Annotated in this window: 24 protein-coding genes and 1 CRISPR repeat array; of the genes, 19 read left to right on the forward strand and 5 right to left on the reverse strand. The window is 41.5% G+C overall.

Translation table 11 applies throughout. From position 1 onward, the window contains the following. Positions 1 to 332 precede the first annotated feature (332 nt). Positions 333 to 773 (forward strand): Nif11 family protein, encoded by a 441-nt coding sequence (locus T525_RS0110615; protein ID WP_027407185.1) that lies wholly within the window; start codon positions 333 to 335, stop codon positions 771 to 773. A gap of 125 nt (positions 774 to 898) precedes the next feature. On the opposite strand, the gene T525_RS0110620 is transcribed toward T525_RS0110615, so the two are convergent. Continuing rightward, positions 899 to 1,093 (reverse strand): hypothetical protein, encoded by a 195-nt coding sequence (locus tag T525_RS0110620; protein WP_027407186.1) that lies wholly within the window; start codon positions 1,091 to 1,093, stop codon positions 899 to 901. Between the two features lie 436 nt (positions 1,094 to 1,529). Between T525_RS0110620 and T525_RS16720 the strand changes: the two genes are divergently transcribed. The 3 genes from T525_RS16720 to T525_RS16390 all read left to right on the forward strand — a co-directional run bounded on the left by T525_RS16720 (position 1,530) and on the right by T525_RS16390 (position 2,822). After that, complete coding sequence (locus T525_RS16720; protein WP_156945740.1) at positions 1,530 to 1,658, forward strand: XRE family transcriptional regulator; 129 nt, start codon at positions 1,530 to 1,532, stop codon at positions 1,656 to 1,658. A gap of 192 nt (positions 1,659 to 1,850) precedes the next feature. Then, the gene (locus T525_RS15030) at positions 1,851 to 2,639 is read left to right on the forward strand and encodes an Rpn family recombination-promoting nuclease/putative transposase (protein WP_037325628.1); all 789 of its coding nucleotides are present in this window, start codon (positions 1,851 to 1,853) and stop codon (positions 2,637 to 2,639) included. Positions 2,640 to 2,654: 15 nt separating this feature from the next. Then, positions 2,655 to 2,822: a hypothetical protein gene (locus T525_RS16390; protein WP_156945743.1), complete on the forward strand. Its 168-nt coding sequence runs from the start codon at positions 2,655 to 2,657 to the stop codon at positions 2,820 to 2,822. Between the two features lie 56 nt (positions 2,823 to 2,878). Here T525_RS16390 and T525_RS0110640 read toward each other — a convergent pair whose 3' ends face one another. Beyond that, positions 2,879 to 3,442: a hypothetical protein gene (locus tag T525_RS0110640; RefSeq protein WP_027407187.1), complete on the reverse strand. Its 564-nt coding sequence runs from the start codon at positions 3,440 to 3,442 to the stop codon at positions 2,879 to 2,881. A gap of 269 nt (positions 3,443 to 3,711) precedes the next feature. On the opposite strand from T525_RS0110640, the gene T525_RS0110645 reads away from it, so the two are divergent. The 10 genes from T525_RS0110645 to T525_RS0110690 all read left to right on the forward strand — a co-directional run bounded on the left by T525_RS0110645 (position 3,712) and on the right by T525_RS0110690 (position 8,640). Continuing rightward, positions 3,712 to 4,002, forward strand: a complete 291-nt coding sequence (locus T525_RS0110645) for a hypothetical protein (RefSeq protein ID WP_027407188.1) — start codon at positions 3,712 to 3,714, stop codon at positions 4,000 to 4,002. 78 nt (positions 4,003 to 4,080) lie between these two features. Further along, positions 4,081 to 4,491 (forward strand): hypothetical protein, encoded by a 411-nt coding sequence (locus T525_RS0110650; RefSeq protein ID WP_027407189.1) that lies wholly within the window; start codon positions 4,081 to 4,083, stop codon positions 4,489 to 4,491. After that, the gene (locus T525_RS0110655; RefSeq protein WP_027407190.1) at positions 4,491 to 5,357 is read left to right on the forward strand and encodes a DMT family transporter; all 867 of its coding nucleotides are present in this window, start codon (positions 4,491 to 4,493) and stop codon (positions 5,355 to 5,357) included. Before T525_RS0110650 ends, T525_RS0110655 begins: the two co-directional genes overlap by 1 nt. 66 nt (positions 5,358 to 5,423) lie before the next feature. After that, positions 5,424 to 5,783 carry a hypothetical protein gene (locus tag T525_RS0110660; protein ID WP_156945749.1) on the forward strand — a complete coding sequence of 120 codons (360 nt, stop codon included), beginning with the start codon at positions 5,424 to 5,426 and terminating at the stop codon, positions 5,781 to 5,783. Continuing rightward, positions 5,773 to 5,904, forward strand: a complete 132-nt coding sequence (locus tag T525_RS16725; protein WP_255346647.1) for a hypothetical protein — start codon at positions 5,773 to 5,775, stop codon at positions 5,902 to 5,904. Before T525_RS0110660 ends, T525_RS16725 begins: the two co-directional genes overlap by 11 nt. A gap of 29 nt (positions 5,905 to 5,933) precedes the next feature. After that, positions 5,934 to 6,365: a hypothetical protein gene (locus tag T525_RS0110670; RefSeq protein ID WP_027407192.1), complete on the forward strand. Its 432-nt coding sequence runs from the start codon at positions 5,934 to 5,936 to the stop codon at positions 6,363 to 6,365. A 246-nt stretch (positions 6,366 to 6,611) separates the two neighbouring features. Next, positions 6,612 to 7,034: a GNAT family N-acetyltransferase gene (locus tag T525_RS0110675; RefSeq protein ID WP_027407193.1), complete on the forward strand. Its 423-nt coding sequence runs from the start codon at positions 6,612 to 6,614 to the stop codon at positions 7,032 to 7,034. After that, on the forward strand, positions 7,031 to 7,456 hold the full coding sequence (locus tag T525_RS0110680; RefSeq protein WP_027407194.1) for a hypothetical protein: 426 nt from the start codon (positions 7,031 to 7,033) through the stop codon (positions 7,454 to 7,456). Before T525_RS0110675 ends, T525_RS0110680 begins: the two co-directional genes overlap by 4 nt. 503 nt (positions 7,457 to 7,959) lie before the next feature. After that, positions 7,960 to 8,307 (forward strand): hypothetical protein, encoded by a 348-nt coding sequence (locus T525_RS0110685; protein WP_027407195.1) that lies wholly within the window; start codon positions 7,960 to 7,962, stop codon positions 8,305 to 8,307. 12 nt (positions 8,308 to 8,319) lie between these two features. Next, positions 8,320 to 8,640 carry a hypothetical protein gene (locus tag T525_RS0110690; RefSeq protein WP_027407196.1) on the forward strand — a complete coding sequence of 107 codons (321 nt, stop codon included), beginning with the start codon at positions 8,320 to 8,322 and terminating at the stop codon, positions 8,638 to 8,640. 117 nt (positions 8,641 to 8,757) lie between these two features. Here T525_RS0110690 and T525_RS16395 read toward each other — a convergent pair whose 3' ends face one another. Further along, positions 8,758 to 8,916 carry a hypothetical protein gene (locus tag T525_RS16395; protein ID WP_156945755.1) on the reverse strand — a complete coding sequence of 53 codons (159 nt, stop codon included), beginning with the start codon at positions 8,914 to 8,916 and terminating at the stop codon, positions 8,758 to 8,760. 87 nt (positions 8,917 to 9,003) lie between these two features. On the opposite strand from T525_RS16395, the gene T525_RS0110700 reads away from it, so the two are divergent. The 3 genes from T525_RS0110700 to T525_RS0110710 all read left to right on the forward strand — a co-directional run bounded on the left by T525_RS0110700 (position 9,004) and on the right by T525_RS0110710 (position 9,946). Then, the gene (locus T525_RS0110700; protein WP_027407197.1) at positions 9,004 to 9,189 is read left to right on the forward strand and encodes a hypothetical protein; all 186 of its coding nucleotides are present in this window, start codon (positions 9,004 to 9,006) and stop codon (positions 9,187 to 9,189) included. Positions 9,190 to 9,270: 81 nt separating this feature from the next. Continuing rightward, positions 9,271 to 9,516 (forward strand): hypothetical protein, encoded by a 246-nt coding sequence (locus T525_RS0110705; protein ID WP_027407198.1) that lies wholly within the window; start codon positions 9,271 to 9,273, stop codon positions 9,514 to 9,516. Between the two features lie 145 nt (positions 9,517 to 9,661). Beyond that, positions 9,662 to 9,946 carry a hypothetical protein gene (locus tag T525_RS0110710; protein ID WP_027407199.1) on the forward strand — a complete coding sequence of 95 codons (285 nt, stop codon included), beginning with the start codon at positions 9,662 to 9,664 and terminating at the stop codon, positions 9,944 to 9,946. A gap of 279 nt (positions 9,947 to 10,225) precedes the next feature. After that, a CRISPR array of direct repeats spans positions 10,226 to 10,826; the repeat unit is 36 nt; unit sequence GTTTCAATGCCGCAAGCAGCATTAGGTCGTTGCAAC. A gap of 413 nt (positions 10,827 to 11,239) precedes the next feature. Here the strand turns inward: T525_RS0110710 and T525_RS15040 are convergent. Further along, on the reverse strand, positions 11,240 to 12,088 hold the full coding sequence (locus T525_RS15040; protein WP_051533558.1) for a GIY-YIG nuclease family protein: 849 nt from the start codon (positions 12,086 to 12,088) through the stop codon (positions 11,240 to 11,242). A gap of 109 nt (positions 12,089 to 12,197) precedes the next feature. Beyond that, on the reverse strand, positions 12,198 to 12,761 hold the full coding sequence (locus T525_RS0110730) for an N-acetylmuramoyl-L-alanine amidase (protein ID WP_027407200.1): 564 nt from the start codon (positions 12,759 to 12,761) through the stop codon (positions 12,198 to 12,200). Between the two features lie 173 nt (positions 12,762 to 12,934). Here T525_RS0110730 and T525_RS16560 point away from each other — a divergent pair, with 173 nt between their 5' ends. Then, the gene (locus tag T525_RS16560; protein WP_027407201.1) at positions 12,935 to 13,633 is read left to right on the forward strand and encodes a helix-turn-helix domain-containing protein; all 699 of its coding nucleotides are present in this window, start codon (positions 12,935 to 12,937) and stop codon (positions 13,631 to 13,633) included. 5 nt (positions 13,634 to 13,638) lie between these two features. Beyond that, positions 13,639 to 14,520 (forward strand): IS3 family transposase, encoded by an 882-nt coding sequence (locus tag T525_RS16565; RefSeq protein WP_255346648.1) that lies wholly within the window; start codon positions 13,639 to 13,641, stop codon positions 14,518 to 14,520. The last annotated feature ends 36 nt before the right edge of the window (positions 14,521 to 14,556 follow it).

Raw genomic sequence — 14,556 nt, forward strand, 5'->3', positions numbered from 1 at the left:
CAGACGAGATGGCTGAGGCGAAATGGTTGAGTTTGGCAATATCAATGCCTACATAAATCATGAGGTTGAACCTCCCTTTCTAAAGTCTGATACCGTGATATCCACCAGCGATTATCATCGTAGACTTGATGGAAATAAGTACTCGGACAGCTCCGGCAACATCCAGCTATAAACAATTCAGATAAAGGTAGTGGCAATACACTCCTTAGAGTAGTCAAAGCTACAGGAAAACAATCAAAAGTCCACAGTATCTGAATGTATTGAACCACGATATTAAAAAGAAAGGAAAGTATGTGTTTTAGCTTCTAAAAACATCATACAAGGAATACATTATGGCAAAGGAAAATGTAGGAAAGTTTTATGACAAGTTGGCCCAGGACGCAGCTTTGGCTGAAAAGCTCAATGCTCTGGACAAGGATTTTGCTGAGAAGAACGGGACTTCTGCAGATGATGCTGCTATGCGTGAAAAGGCAGTTGATGCTATTGTTATTCCACTGGCAAAGGAAGTCGGTCTGCCATTTACCCTTGAGGAATTAAAGGAATACGAGCAGGAGCAGATGAAGGAAATGAATCTTTCCGAGGATGAGCTTGATCAGGTAGCTGGTGGGAGAAAGAAAAGGCCTAAGTTTGGTGATGGTGGTGGTAGGTCCGGAGGAGGCGCGTACTGTGCTTTTCTTGGTGTAGGAATGGGTAAGACTACGAGAAAAGGGAACACGGCCTATTGCTTCCTTCTGGGTGGTTCCAATGGCCCAATTGGAGGCGGAAGTGAATAACGAGCCTTAGTCTACGAGAGCAGTTCATTATGGACTGCTCTTTTGTTGTGCCATTAGTTATATTTTTGAATATAGAAATCCCCTGGCGTTTATATTAGCCAGGGGATATATTTATATCTTATTTTTTATGCAGCCTTCTTTGGTCCCTGTGGATCCTGCTGTGGAGTATCCTTCTTAGGACTCGTGATATCCTTTACTATATCAATAATATCGCGGATGATCTGGAAAGGCTTACGACGTGGGCCATGAATGCGAATCCGTGGACGGCCACCGGCTACCTGATTCAGTTCCATTTCGTTGAGTTCAAATTTCTTGTTCATAATAATTTCTCCCTTCTGTATGGGCCTTGCCCTTGTTGTTTTCTGTCCTTACATACGGACTGGGTGGGGAGGTATTACAAAAAAATCATTTTATATAAAATATTTTTTTAAGAACATTTTCGTAAATTTTGTTCTAAAAACTGGGATATTTGGTAAAATTTTGATAAATTTTTTGGGATATTTTGGTAATATTTAGCATAACTTATGTAAAATTTATCTATTTAGATACAATGAGCTATATCATCCACAAACTTAAGGGGGTAGACAAAATATTTTAAACTGTTATAATAGTGCCTGTTACTGCATAGGTCTTTTAGACCATAGGGGGTGAAGGGTATGAAAGGAAACATTAAGGCAATTTCATTTCTTGACCACACTTAGAATATTGCTTTTTCAGGAGAGAACAAGGTTAGCAAGTGATAAAGGGGTTTAAGCAATGAATTTCAGTGAGAATCTTCATAGATTCAGAAGTATTAAAAATGTTAAGGTAAAGGAGATCGCATCAGATTTGGGGGTAAGCGAGGCGGCTTATCTTTCATGGGAGACTGGTGCGAAGGAACCGTAATTTGATGAGCTGTGCCGTCTGGCAAATTATTTTATGGTAACCACAGATATTTTGATACTGGACACAGCTTTTGATTATAGCAAGTATTTGAGCCTTGCAAAGGCAAAGGGGCTGCTGGATTAAGCGTTGGTTTTATTATTTATTTCGTGTTATTTTATGATATAATTTAAGCAAGAAATGAGAGGTGCAGTGATGGCCAAATCTTATGATGAACTGACCATACAGGACAATTTTATTTTCCAGAAAATAATGCGCAACAAGCGTATTTGCAAGCAGACCCTTGAGCGGCTGCTGAATATCGATATCAGGGATATTTCCTATCCTGAGGAAGAAAAGACCATTGATGTCCGTCTTGACAGCAAGAGCATCCGCATGGATGTGTATGTCAATGACGACAAGGGGACCATTTACAATATCGAGATGCAGACCAGCAAGGACATGGAGGAGCTGGTAAAGCGCACCAGATATTACCAGGCCCTGATAGATATTGACCTTTTGGAAAAGGGGCAGGATTACGAAAATCTGAATAATACATTTATTATTTTCATCTGCACCTTTGAGGTATTTAGTGGCAAGCTCCACAAGTACACCTTCAGGAATTTGTGCATGGAAAATCATGGTATCGAGCTTGATGACGGCACCACAAAAATGTTCCTCAGCACCAAGGGCGAGGCTGATGATATTGCCGGACCGCTGAAGATTTTCCTCGATTATATGGATGGCCACGCACCGGCTGATGATTTTACCAGGGAACTTGACAGCGAGGTTGTTGTTGCCAAAAACCGCGAAGAATGGAGGCGAGAGTATATGACTTTGGCTTTGGAAATAGAGAAAGAGAAAAAGAGAGCTGCCGAAGAAATACGGATGAATGATATCATTGGTATGTTAAAAGAAAATATTTCTGTGGATGTTATATCTCGAATTACCAATTACTCCGTCGACCAGATTAAGGAAATTGGCAAGAAAAATGCGCTTCTGTAATGGAGGCGAGAGTATATGACTTTGGCTTTGGAAATAGAGAAAGAGAAAAAGATGAGCAAAAAGGAAGGCAAACTTGAAGTTGCTATAGATCTGTTTAGAAAAGGAGCCATAACTGAAGAAGTCGCTGCACTCGCGGCTGGGGTAAGTATTGAGGAATTTAGACAGGCAGCTTTAGTATCATAAATGAGAGGCGAGAGTATAACCTAAATAAACAAAGGCGTGCTACTGCACGCCTTTTGTTATGCCCGTTTCCGTTTCTGTTCATTTAGTTCCTGCTGCTTCATCCGCCCCTGGACAATTTTGATGGCCCGATCTGCAATAAAATGTTCCAGGGCCTGGGTAAAGGCATCAGGATTTACGGCAATATCATCCACCCTGGCATAAGGGGTGGACATGTTGGAGCGCTTATATCCCAGCATGGTGGTGTGGCCATACCACTGGTCGGCCCCAAGAAAGAAGATATATCCTTCGTCAAGAATTTCAAACTGGCATTTTAGGCCGCCGCTGCCATCTTCCTCAATTTCAAGCTTTGGCTTTTTCACGCAGCGCAGAGTCTCCACATCAAATATGCCCAGAGGGACATTCCCCAGCATAACATAATGGGAATGGAGCCAGCCGTTTCTGTGGTCGGCCTTTTCCTCCTTGCTGGGAGTAATCAGCCCTGCCCCGATAGGATCATCTGTAAGATTGTAAAGGTTGTGGTAATGTATCAGATATTTGGACATATCATGGGGATTGTCGAATATCTTTAAGTTGCGCATGGCATGGGCGTAATCCTTGGCCCGGGGGCGGTAGAGAACCATGATGAAAACTCCTTTCTACAGAATGTGAGTTCTGTTTTTGTATGTATAGAATAACAGAATTTTTGTTCTATTTCAAGGGCATTTTTTTATATATCTGATTAGTGGCCTGCCATATAGAAACAGCGACTTTTGCTGTTTTTGATGAAAATTAAAGGTAAATGATTATTTTGGATGACTTTAGTTAACATTAATATGTTATTATTAAAATTATTTACTTTATAAAAGAAATTGCGATTGATACAGCAGAAAAAATTAAGAAATTTGTTGAATTGCGTGACAAAGGTGACCAGATTATAGACCAAATAAATATTCCACCTGGTGCTAAAGAATATGTGGATTTAGCTAAAAAATGGGAAGAGAGTATGAGGACAGTATCATATCTTTATTTAAAAGAACTTGAGCAAGGTCAACTTTCTGAAGAAGAATTAAATCAAGGAAATGATGCCTTAAATAAAATGAATGAGTATAGAGGTAAATTAGATAATATCCGTAAAACAGTACAACCTAATTTTGGAACCGATGAATATTACAATGAAGTAAGAAAAAAATATGAAAAGTGATTGCTTTTAAAATCATCTAAGTTAATCACAACCACGGCCCCGGCACAAGCTGGGGCCATTGTCATTTTAGGCGGCCAATTGTGTCAGGGCTTTTTCATACTCTGCATATATACTATAATTAGAGTAATTACACCAAAGTGGCTCACATTTAGATTAGCATTTATAGCTGCAGATGCAGACGAGGCCACAAGGGCCAAAAAGCTGGAGCTGGCCAAAAATACAAAAGCCGTTGTCTTTGGTGGCCATCCAAACTGGCAGAACGACCTTAAAAATGCGGTGCCCGGCTTCACTGTTGTGGATGCGGATAATTATGGCTTCGATGCCAAAATCATGGACAAGGCCGATGCGGTGGTAATGAAAACCGACTACATGGCCCACGCCCAGTGGTACAAGGTAATTGAGCGTGCCAGGAAGCTGAAGAAAAAAGTGGTGTTCTTCAGCGGAAACAGTATTGATGAATTGCTTGTAAAAATTGACGAGGATTTATAATGACGCCTGTTCGTGCAATATTATTTATTATTCTTCAAAGTGTGATTTATGGCTTTGGCGACCCTATTTCAAAATATGCCTTCGAGATTGTTCCAGTTTATTCGGCACTGGTAATACGCTATGGCATTGCAATAGCAGTATTGTTTTTGTTTGCCGGAGAACGGATAATCCGAGATTTGAAGGGAAGCAAAATAAAACCCTTGATACTTCCCAGTATATCCATTGGTATAGCTTATGTGGTGGGAAATGTTGCCATAAGTCTGACAGAAGCTACCACTGTGGCCTTTTTGCGCTCCCTGGCCATTGTTTTTACGCCTGTGCTGGCTTTTTTATGTTATGGAATTTCATGCAGCTGGAAACAAATCCCAGTTTTGCTGTTAATGCTGGTAGGGCTGTATTTATTGTGTGGAGTAGCAGATAACGGCATTTCAGGAGTAGGAGCCGGAGAAATTCTGGCCATGATTTCAGCCCTTACTTTGGCCGCTTCCCTGGTGTTTGGCAAAAATGCCCTGGAAAGCACAACCCCTCTGGGATTGACCACGGTGCAAACAGTGGTTACGGGAATAATAACCCTTTTTGCCACATTCTTGATAGACGGCAAAATAGATTTCAGCACAGTTGACGGACTCTCACTGGCAATTCTTGTATATATAGGAATAGCCTGCACAATTGGCGGCTATCTGTTGCAAAATGCCGCACTGGGTGTGATTTCTGCCAGAACGATAGCACTTCTGCAATGCTCCTGTCCGGTAATTACGGCTTTGTTTTCGTTTATTCTTCTGGGAGAAGTACTTTCGTTTAATGGTATGTTGGGGTGCGTAATTATTTTGATTTGTCTGCTTGTACAGAATGTAATAAAAGAATAATAGTGGTATAAAAATGTGTTTTGTCAATCCACTTTGCTGATGGTGTATTCTGTTTTCGAGGGCTTTTTGCGCGATGTAGTAGAGTATGTAGTAAAGCATGCAGGAAATAATAAAGATATATTGAAATATCCTTATAATGATTTTACTGCAGCAAAATATATTAACTATTTGAATAAACAAAATGTCTTTATTCCAAAAGCATTATATAGGGAATTTAATGAAGTACGTCTGGTAAGAAATTATTACGCACATAGCCTTGAAGAACCACAAAAATATCTATTAAATTATTTAAAAAATGATCCGTATGGCATTTTGAAGGGGAGTTATATTACGGTAAATCCTGACTATATAGAGCATGTTTTTGAATTACTTGGAAAAATGGTGGATTCAATAGAAGAAAAATTTATGGAAATTTATGGGAGATAAGAGAATAATGGCCCATGCCCAGTGGTACAAAATAATTGAGCGTACCAGAAAGCTGAAGAAGAAAATGGTGTTCTTCAGCGGAAACAGTATTGATGAATTGCTGATGAAAATAAGGGAATAAGCGATATAATACTAGGGAGGCTGATCAGAATGAAAAAGAATTGTGGTTTTAGTTTTATTAGACTGATTATTGCGATTTTTATGTTTGGTGTAGTTAGCATTAATTATTCTGATTGTCAGGCGGCTAATTGGGTATGGGTTACTTCAACAGATGAAGTTACTATTGAAATAGATACTACATCTGTCAAAAAGGTAAACTATACATTGGCCGGAACTAATGCTGTATGTTGGTATAAGTTTACTAATCTTGATAAAACATACAGTTTGCATCACATGGCGTTTAGAGTAAACAACAATAATCCAGAAAGCACTATCTTTGAAACGTATGTTTATGATGCAGATGGAAGAAGTGAAGGTTATGCAGGACACCCTGAACCATATTCTCATGAATATAAATCCATTATTCCTGATAGTGTTGGTGAAATATTGTTTGAAACAGTAATGGACTTTTTTAAGAAATAATCAACTTCAATGCAGGCCCCGGCGAAAGCTGGGGCTTTTCGTATGTAAGGGGACAACATAGAAAACTATTAGTGATTTCTTGCATTTGCAGATAAACTGTTATATAATGGCACACAAATCTATATTGAGCTTATCAATCTCCCCGGGGATTGTGTGAAGAAGCGTTATTATCCGTTCTGTAGGGTTGTTGCGACAGCAACAGTGGAGTGGATAATAGCGCTTTATGTTTTACTTGGAGGTATTTTTATGGAATTTAAGATTAGTGGGGAATTACTGGCCGATGAAAAATTAATCAGGGAAGAAGTCTTTATGTCTGAGCAGGGCTTTAAAAATGAGTTTGATGAAACAGACGGCAAGGCTTTTCATCTGGTTATGTATGACAATAATATTCCTGTTGGCTGCTGCCGCTTCTTCTCCGGGGATAATGAAGGGGAATATATACTAGGGCGGCTGGCTGTACGGAAACAATATCGTGGAAAAGCTATGGGACAAAGGATTATGGAAAAGGCCATGGATTATATGCGCTCCACTGGAGTAAAGCGACTTTCTTTATCTTCACAGGTTCAGGCCAAGGGATTTTATGAAACACTGGGGTTTGTTGCTGAAGGTGAAGAATACTTGGATGAGCATTGCCCACATATTCACATGGTAAAGGAGCTGGTTAAATGAGTGGGTTGGCATTTTGGGGGCCCTTTGCCCTAACGGTATTATCAAATGTTTTGTATCACAATATAGCTAAATGGACCCCTGTTTCACTTAGTCCAATGCTGGGACTGGGGGTTACATATTTCGTAAGCTTTGTCCTTTGCGTAATAGGATATTATTTCACTGGCGGGGGCATCAGAAATGACATTCAGGATCTGAACTGGGTAAGTTTTGCCTGGGGCGTGGTGTTGGTTGGAATTGAAGTGGGATATTTATTGCTTTACAGGGCCGGATGGGAAATCAGCCTTGCGCCCCTTATGGTCAATGTTTCAGCTGCGTTAATTCTTATTGCACTGGGGGTTGGCCTATATAATGAGAGCCTTACAATAAAACAGGGGATAGGAATAATTTTTTGTCTGATTGGCTTTTTCCTTGTTCGTGTGTAAGGGGGACGAAGGTGACCACCCACACTCTTAAAAACTAGGATGCCTTGATTGAAGTGAGCCGCCTGCGGTGACTGTCCTCCCATACGTGCGGCCAGCCACACTCCAGCGTCTGAAACACCTTCTCCCCAAGGCAGTCCGAATTATAGTATTAAATATGTTATGTCAATTATCGGATAATTTATACCCCACCCACCAGCCGTGGCCGCAACTGCACACAGACATTAAAAAAGGCGCAGCCGCCCCACGGCATACGCCCCGCCCATAAAACTGAATTGTATGCACTATCTGCATTATGGTATAATTTGTTAACTAAAAATGAAGTATTGGGAAATCGGCGAAGCTCTGGGTATGGCTCCCAGCTCCGTGCGTGTAGCCTTAAAGCAGGCCCGGGAACGTTTGAAAAAATTTTAGAAAAATAATAACACTATTACTATTTTATGGATATAAAGTACAAGAAAGAAAATAAAAAAAGCTGGAAGGACAAACAAAAGGAGGAAAAGAAAATGGATGATATCAAGAAAAAAAAGCTGGAAGAGTCAGTCTTTGACAAAACCTTGGAATTGGATGAGCTGGAGGCAGTGACAGGCGGATCGAAGTATAAAGACGTCCATTTTTGGAACGTTGCAGATTACAGCGATGAGTTTAAGAACGTTTATAGAAAGAAGTATGGGAGTGATGCACTTAAGATGTATTTAAAGGATAAATTCAATGTAGAGTATGAGGTTGGTTGGTGGTCCAGAGAGGTAACGTTTTATCAAAGATACGGTAAAATTGCAGGAGGACAACCGGTTCCGATTTCAGAAGAAGATGTAATGTACTGGCTGCAAAGAGAAGTAGGGCTTGACGCATAAAGGAGGAAAAAAATGAGAACAGAGAAATTGCAAAACAAAGATATAATTGATAAAAAGCTGAACATTGAAGACCTGGAAGCTGTATCCGGCGGTGCTTATGTAGAAAATCAAATTTTACGACAAGCATTAAGATTACCTGAATTTGGCCACACTACGAAGAACTATACCCAAATAACCTCTATATTAAAGGATGAATTTAATGTTCGTATAAAGTTCGAACATGGTGATGATAAAAATAAGTACTGGGATATCAAGACAGGCAAACCTCTTACCCATTTGGAAGTGATGAAGAGGATACGGGCAAAATATCCCAGAGAGGGCGATTCGGAATGAGGCGAACTTTGCTACCAAATAATAATCACAGGGCTGTTCTCAGATCAGAGAATGGCCCTTTAGTTTTGGGCAAAAGAAAAGCCCTGCAAAAGCAGGGCGCAGCTATCACATTCAGTATCATTTCTTGCTTATCCTGATTATAGCATCAATCATATCTTTTGTCTTTTCATCAAGGCTTGGATATTCCTTGATAATTCTGGCCAGCCGTTTATCTGGTTTGGGAGTTTCCATTGGCTCCGGGGAATATTTTTTATCATTGTGGATAAGTATTGCCAAAAAATTTTATAACACTTTTCAACCTCCGGGGATATAAAGAACAGAAAGCAAGATAACAACACGCTAAGATGTGAGGAGGAAAACAAAATGGAAAAGAAATTCATGAATAAGATGGACGATATGGAACTGGACATGGTAGTTGGTGGAGGTTTATTTGATATTCTCAAAGGAGGTACCAAACAAGTCGTTAAACCGGTTGCAAAGACATTGAAAGGATTAACTAAGGCTTATTTTGACGCTATGTTTAACACTATGTTCTGGTTCTTGAAGTAATATGGTTCGTACACGGAGCATGTGAAGACAATCATAATCATAGACAGAGGGTAATCATCAGCTCGTAAGGAGGAAAATAAAATGGATGAGATGAATAAGAACAAGATGGATGATATGGAAATGGATAAGGTATCTGGTGGACGATGCAATCCCGGTGGGAGCAAGAAACGTCCCCGTCCTGGCTTCCATGACAGTAATGCAAATTCTATGGCAGCAAATATAGGCGAAAACGGTACTGCAAATTCTATGGCAGCTAATGTAGATGAAACACAAAACGCAAGCGGTTGGGTAGGTAAAGTTTTCTTACCTTGGCAACGCCCGAAATAATAGCGACACAGACAAAGACCTAGAAAAAGGGCATATCATCAGACCAATACGACCCTCCAAAAATGAGGTGCACCCCATTCTTTAGACAAAAATAATGTAATGGAGGGTCATTCAACTAAAACATAATAATCTCAAAGATACGCACATGGAGCTGCCACAGGGCGGCTCCTTTTATTTTGTCCAAATGAAAAAGGCCAGTCCTTGGACTGACCTTATCACTGTTGGCGTGGGGGCCAGCAGTGCGCCTATCATTAAGAAAAGCCAGTTGGAGTACTGGCTTTCGTATTCGCCGGAGTGGACCCGGCAAAAGGAACGGTATGGGTTTATTGTAGCACCAATAGTTACATTGTGCAACTATCCCTTTTACGAAACCACAAAAAAGATGCCGGCCATAAAGACCGGCGAGGGAAGGAATAATTCTACTAAATGAACATAGTAGAAGGAAAAGGAAAATATAGCAAGTGAATGATTTTTGAATTTAGCCCTGGGCGAAATGCCCGGGGTTTTTTAGTTCCCCCAGGAAGCCGCAAGCAGCATTAGGGTGGGGGCGGCCGTGATCTTGGCCTTCGCCCGTCGTTGCAACTATGAATCTAAGAAAGAGCATGGTCGCCATATTCAGTTTCAATGCCGCAAGCAGCATTAGGTGCCAGCAACACTTAACGAAGCCCCACCAAAACATAGGGCTGAGTTTAGTGATGCTCACTCGACGAAGGCCGTGATCTTGGCCTTCGCCCGTCGTTGCAACTGTATATGGGCGTAAGTGCAAAGGCAAAGGATGTAGTTTCAATGCCGCAAGCAGCATTAGGTCGTTGCAACGCAGATGGAGAAGAGTATATTGTCCTTGAGCCAGGGTTTCGATGCCGCAAGCAGCATTAGGTCGTTGCAACGGGTGGATTGGCGTACATTGTAATACTTATACCGTTTCAATGCCGCAAGCAGCATTAGGTCGTTGCAACATACCTATCGTGAAGCCTGTATATCTTCTGGCGAAGTTTCAATGCCGCAAGCAGCATTAGGTCGTTGCAACGGCATAACCGAAACTAATAAGTGGGGTGTTCGTGTTTCAATGCCGCAAGCAGCATTAGGTCGTTGCAACTTTATTTTGCCAATTCATCAAGTTTGCATTATGTTGTTTCAATGCCGCAAGCAGCATTAGGTCGTTGCAACAACTAGTTACCGACAATCCTGCCTACTATTTACAAAAGTTTCAATGCCGCAAGCAGCATTAGGTCGTTGCAACGTTAAATGTCGTAGAGGTAAGAAAAGCAAAAACCGTTTCAATGCCGCAAGCAGCATTTGGTGCCAGCAACACTTAACGAAGCCCCGCGAAAACATAGGGCTGAGTTTAGTGATGCTCAAGGGATAATGAGGCCGTTGGATTGGCCTCATTTTCTTCGTTGCAACTTTATGATGTTCTGGACGTACCACATCATGATGATGTTTCAATGCCGCAAGCAGCATTAGGTCGTTGCAACATGGCTGTTCTCAAAGAACAAAGGGAAAGATGGTGTTTCAATGCCGCAAGCAGCATTAGGTCGTTGCAACTGTACCCCCTGTGAACCCCCATGGATACTGGACCAAAAAGAAACTTTTGGAGTGAAGTGTCCAAAAAGATTTTACATCTCTATTTATTCCACGCCGCCCCGAAAAATCCTTCTTTTTGCCAAAAAGAAAAGGAAGCGGGCAACGACCAGCTTCCTTCCTATATAATATATACCATAAATCACAGATTACTGTACCACCTAATAAAATTCTCCTTCCGTGCCCCGTAGTTGGTGCCCTCCTTGAACCACTGGGAGAACAGCAAGAACCGCTGGTTTCCAGATGTAAATTCCTCCTTCCAGTACCGCTGGCGGATTTTCTTTTTTACGTCCTCGCGGGTTTCCCCGTCCTTTAAGAGATAGAGGATAGGCAGGGCCCTATGGGTGTATTCCTTGCTTCCTTCCACGGAGCTGTAGAGCTTTAGCTGTTCATCACTGAACACATACCCCGCTGCCAGAAGGTTTATCATGGCAGTTTTCACAAAATCGCTGACGGACATATTCCCTTCGGGAAGGGGCGGGGCCTTGCGCTTTCGCCGTATATGCTCAAATACTTCCACCCCAATAAGCTTCAAAAGAAACAGGGCTTCTTCCAGGTATTTCCCCAGCTCCACCTCACGGAAGGCACTTACCTTCTGGGGATTGCCCTTTGTAAGATTGTCCACGTAGGCGGTGCCAACCTCCTTGGCCTTTTCAATGAGCTTGGATTCAAGATAATCAATATCCGAGGCATTGAAGCTGTCATCCTTGGTGGTCATAAGGATAATGTGGCTCCACCAGCCCTTGTCCGTAAGGTGCTGGCGGGTTCTTTTCTCAAGGTCTCTGGTCTGTCCCACATAAACCTGTTCTTCAGAAAGGAGCAGATAAACCCCGTATTTCCTGCAGTCCGCTTTGGCAATGAGATCATCAATGGACTGGCGGGGGGAGGAAAACATGGCCCCAATCTGCCATGAGGTGTCCTCAATATACATAACGCCGTTTAAGTCACCGTCATATAAAAGCATCTGAATTGTTTTCGCTGTAGTAATCATAGGCTCTTTATCCTCCATTTTTATTTACCCAACGAAAGTTCGGCATGGGCCACCGCCTCCTTTCCAGCGAGCATCACTAAATTCAATTTTCGCCATGGGCTCAATTTCATTAAGTGTTGCTGGCGTAATCAGTCACGCCTCTGGCTATGGCTGCGGCAATTTCCTCCTGATAATTCATCAGTAAAAGTACATCTATGTCGTTGTCGATAAAGGCTGTTTCCACCAGCACCGCGGGCATCTGGGTCCGCCGAAGAACGCAGAGGGCGGGGCGGGATTTTATGCCCCTATCGGGAAAAGTGCCGTCAATATCCTGCATGGTGTCAATAAGCTGGGCGTGAATATATTTCCCAAGGGGATAGCCGCCCCCCACCTTGTCATAAACGAGGGTTTCCGCCCCGCGGACGGATTTATCATAGGCGTTGCAGTGAATACTTACAAATACATCAGCCCCCCAGTCATTGGCGGACTTCACGATATTTTCCCCGGCGGATTCCCCTGCAAGGTTGTTGCTCTGGAGAAGCTTCACCCCGCAGCCCGCCTTTATGAGATAATTCTTCACCATTTCCCCGATGGATAGAGCAATATCGCACTCACGGACTCTGTAAAAATCGTTTACAGCCCCCGGATCCGGATTGCCATTTGGCGCATGGCCGGGATTAATAAATACCTTCATAATCACCATTTCCTTCTATTAAATGCACACCATAAAAATATACTCATGGACTGCTCTTTTTGTGCCATTAGTTATATTTTTGAACAAAAGAATGCCCTGACTTTTGATATGATATGCTCCCCTTATGAGAGACAGTAAAAAAATAAAACTGTCATCCTAAGGGGAGTTTTTCTATGCCACATAAAATAAAAGTAACAGCAGAAGAAAAAATAAGAATATCCTGTGAATGCATAGCAGGCAGAATAGGAATACGTGAAGCAGCTGCATTTTTACAAGTAACTCGAAATACTATCTATGAGTGGATCTCTAAATATAAGCTAGAGGGAGCATCTGCATTTTTTTCGTATAAACGAAATCGCGTTTACACGGTAGAATTAAAGCTTCAAGCTGTTATCAGCTATTTAAATGGAGAGGGAAGTTTAAGTGAGATATGCTACAAATATAATATTCGCTGTACGCGTCAGCTAAGAAACTGGATTAAGATGTATAATACTCATGGAGATGTTAATTCTGTAAAACATTCAGGAGGCGGAAGTTACATGAGTAAAGCGCGCAGCACAACGCAGGAAGAACGAGTTCAAATAGCCAAGGACTCCCTGGCCTCAGGTAAGAATTATGGTGAGATAGCCAAGAAATACAATGTCAGTTACCATCAGGTCAGAACATGGACATTACGTTACATAAAACTGGGTGAATCCGGATTGGAAGATCGCCGTGGCAGGCGTAAAAAAGACCAAGTCCCACGTACAGAGCTGGAAAAAGCCCATATTGAAATTGAAAAACTGAAACATCAGCTATACATGGCTGAAATGGAGCGCGACCTATTAAAAAAATTGAAAGAGCTGGAGAGGGGGGAAATCTTGGGCAAATAAGACAACTGCGTGCGTACAAAGCTATACGGGATTGCCATCAAGAAAAAGGCTATCCCATTGATGATTTATGTATGTTGCTTAATGTAGCTAGATCGTCATACTACAAATGGTTGTCCGGTAAGAAAAGCAACAGGATGCTGGAAAATGAACGACTTGCAGAAAAGGTGGAGCAAATTCATTCCAAACATCCTGATAAAGGCTATCGCCGTATAAATGATGACCTAAAACATGATTATGATATTCACGTCAATGATAAGCGCATTCTTCGAATCTGCCGGATAAAGGATATAAAATCCACAATTAAATACAGTCGCCACAGCTGTACCAGAAATGCCAAACAACCTCAATACATTGCCGATAACCTGCTGGATCGCAAATTTCATGCGGATAAACCAAATGAGAAATGGCTTACCGATGTTACTGAGTTTAAATGGTATGAAGGATTGGAAGCACGCAAGATTTACCTAAGTGCAATTCTAGATCTGTATGATAGAAGAATAGTTGCTTTTGTCTTAGGAACTCACAATAACAATTCGTTGGTATTCAAAACTTTAGATGAAGCTGTGAAAAACAATCCAAATGCGCATCCACTGTTTCATAGTGACCGTGGTTTTCAGTATACAAATCGGATATTTCATAAAAAATTGGAAGAATACGGTATGCTTCATAGTATGTCTCGTGTTGCTCATTGCATTGACAATGGGCCAATGGAAGGTTTTTGGGGCATATTGAAAAGGGAATGTTATTACGGCAAACGCTTTACAGATAGACTTAGCCTCGTACATACAATAAAATTCTACATTGCTTACTACAACGATAACCGTGTTCAACGCAACCTTGGCATTTTGACGCCGAGAGAAAAACACGATATGTATTTTGCCGCATAAAAAGGTCGACAGAACAATCTCTGTCGACCAAAGAAA

This window comes from Anaerovibrio sp. RM50, from assembly GCF_000622005.1.
Taxonomy (GTDB): Bacteria; Bacillota; Negativicutes; order Selenomonadales; family Selenomonadaceae; genus Anaerovibrio.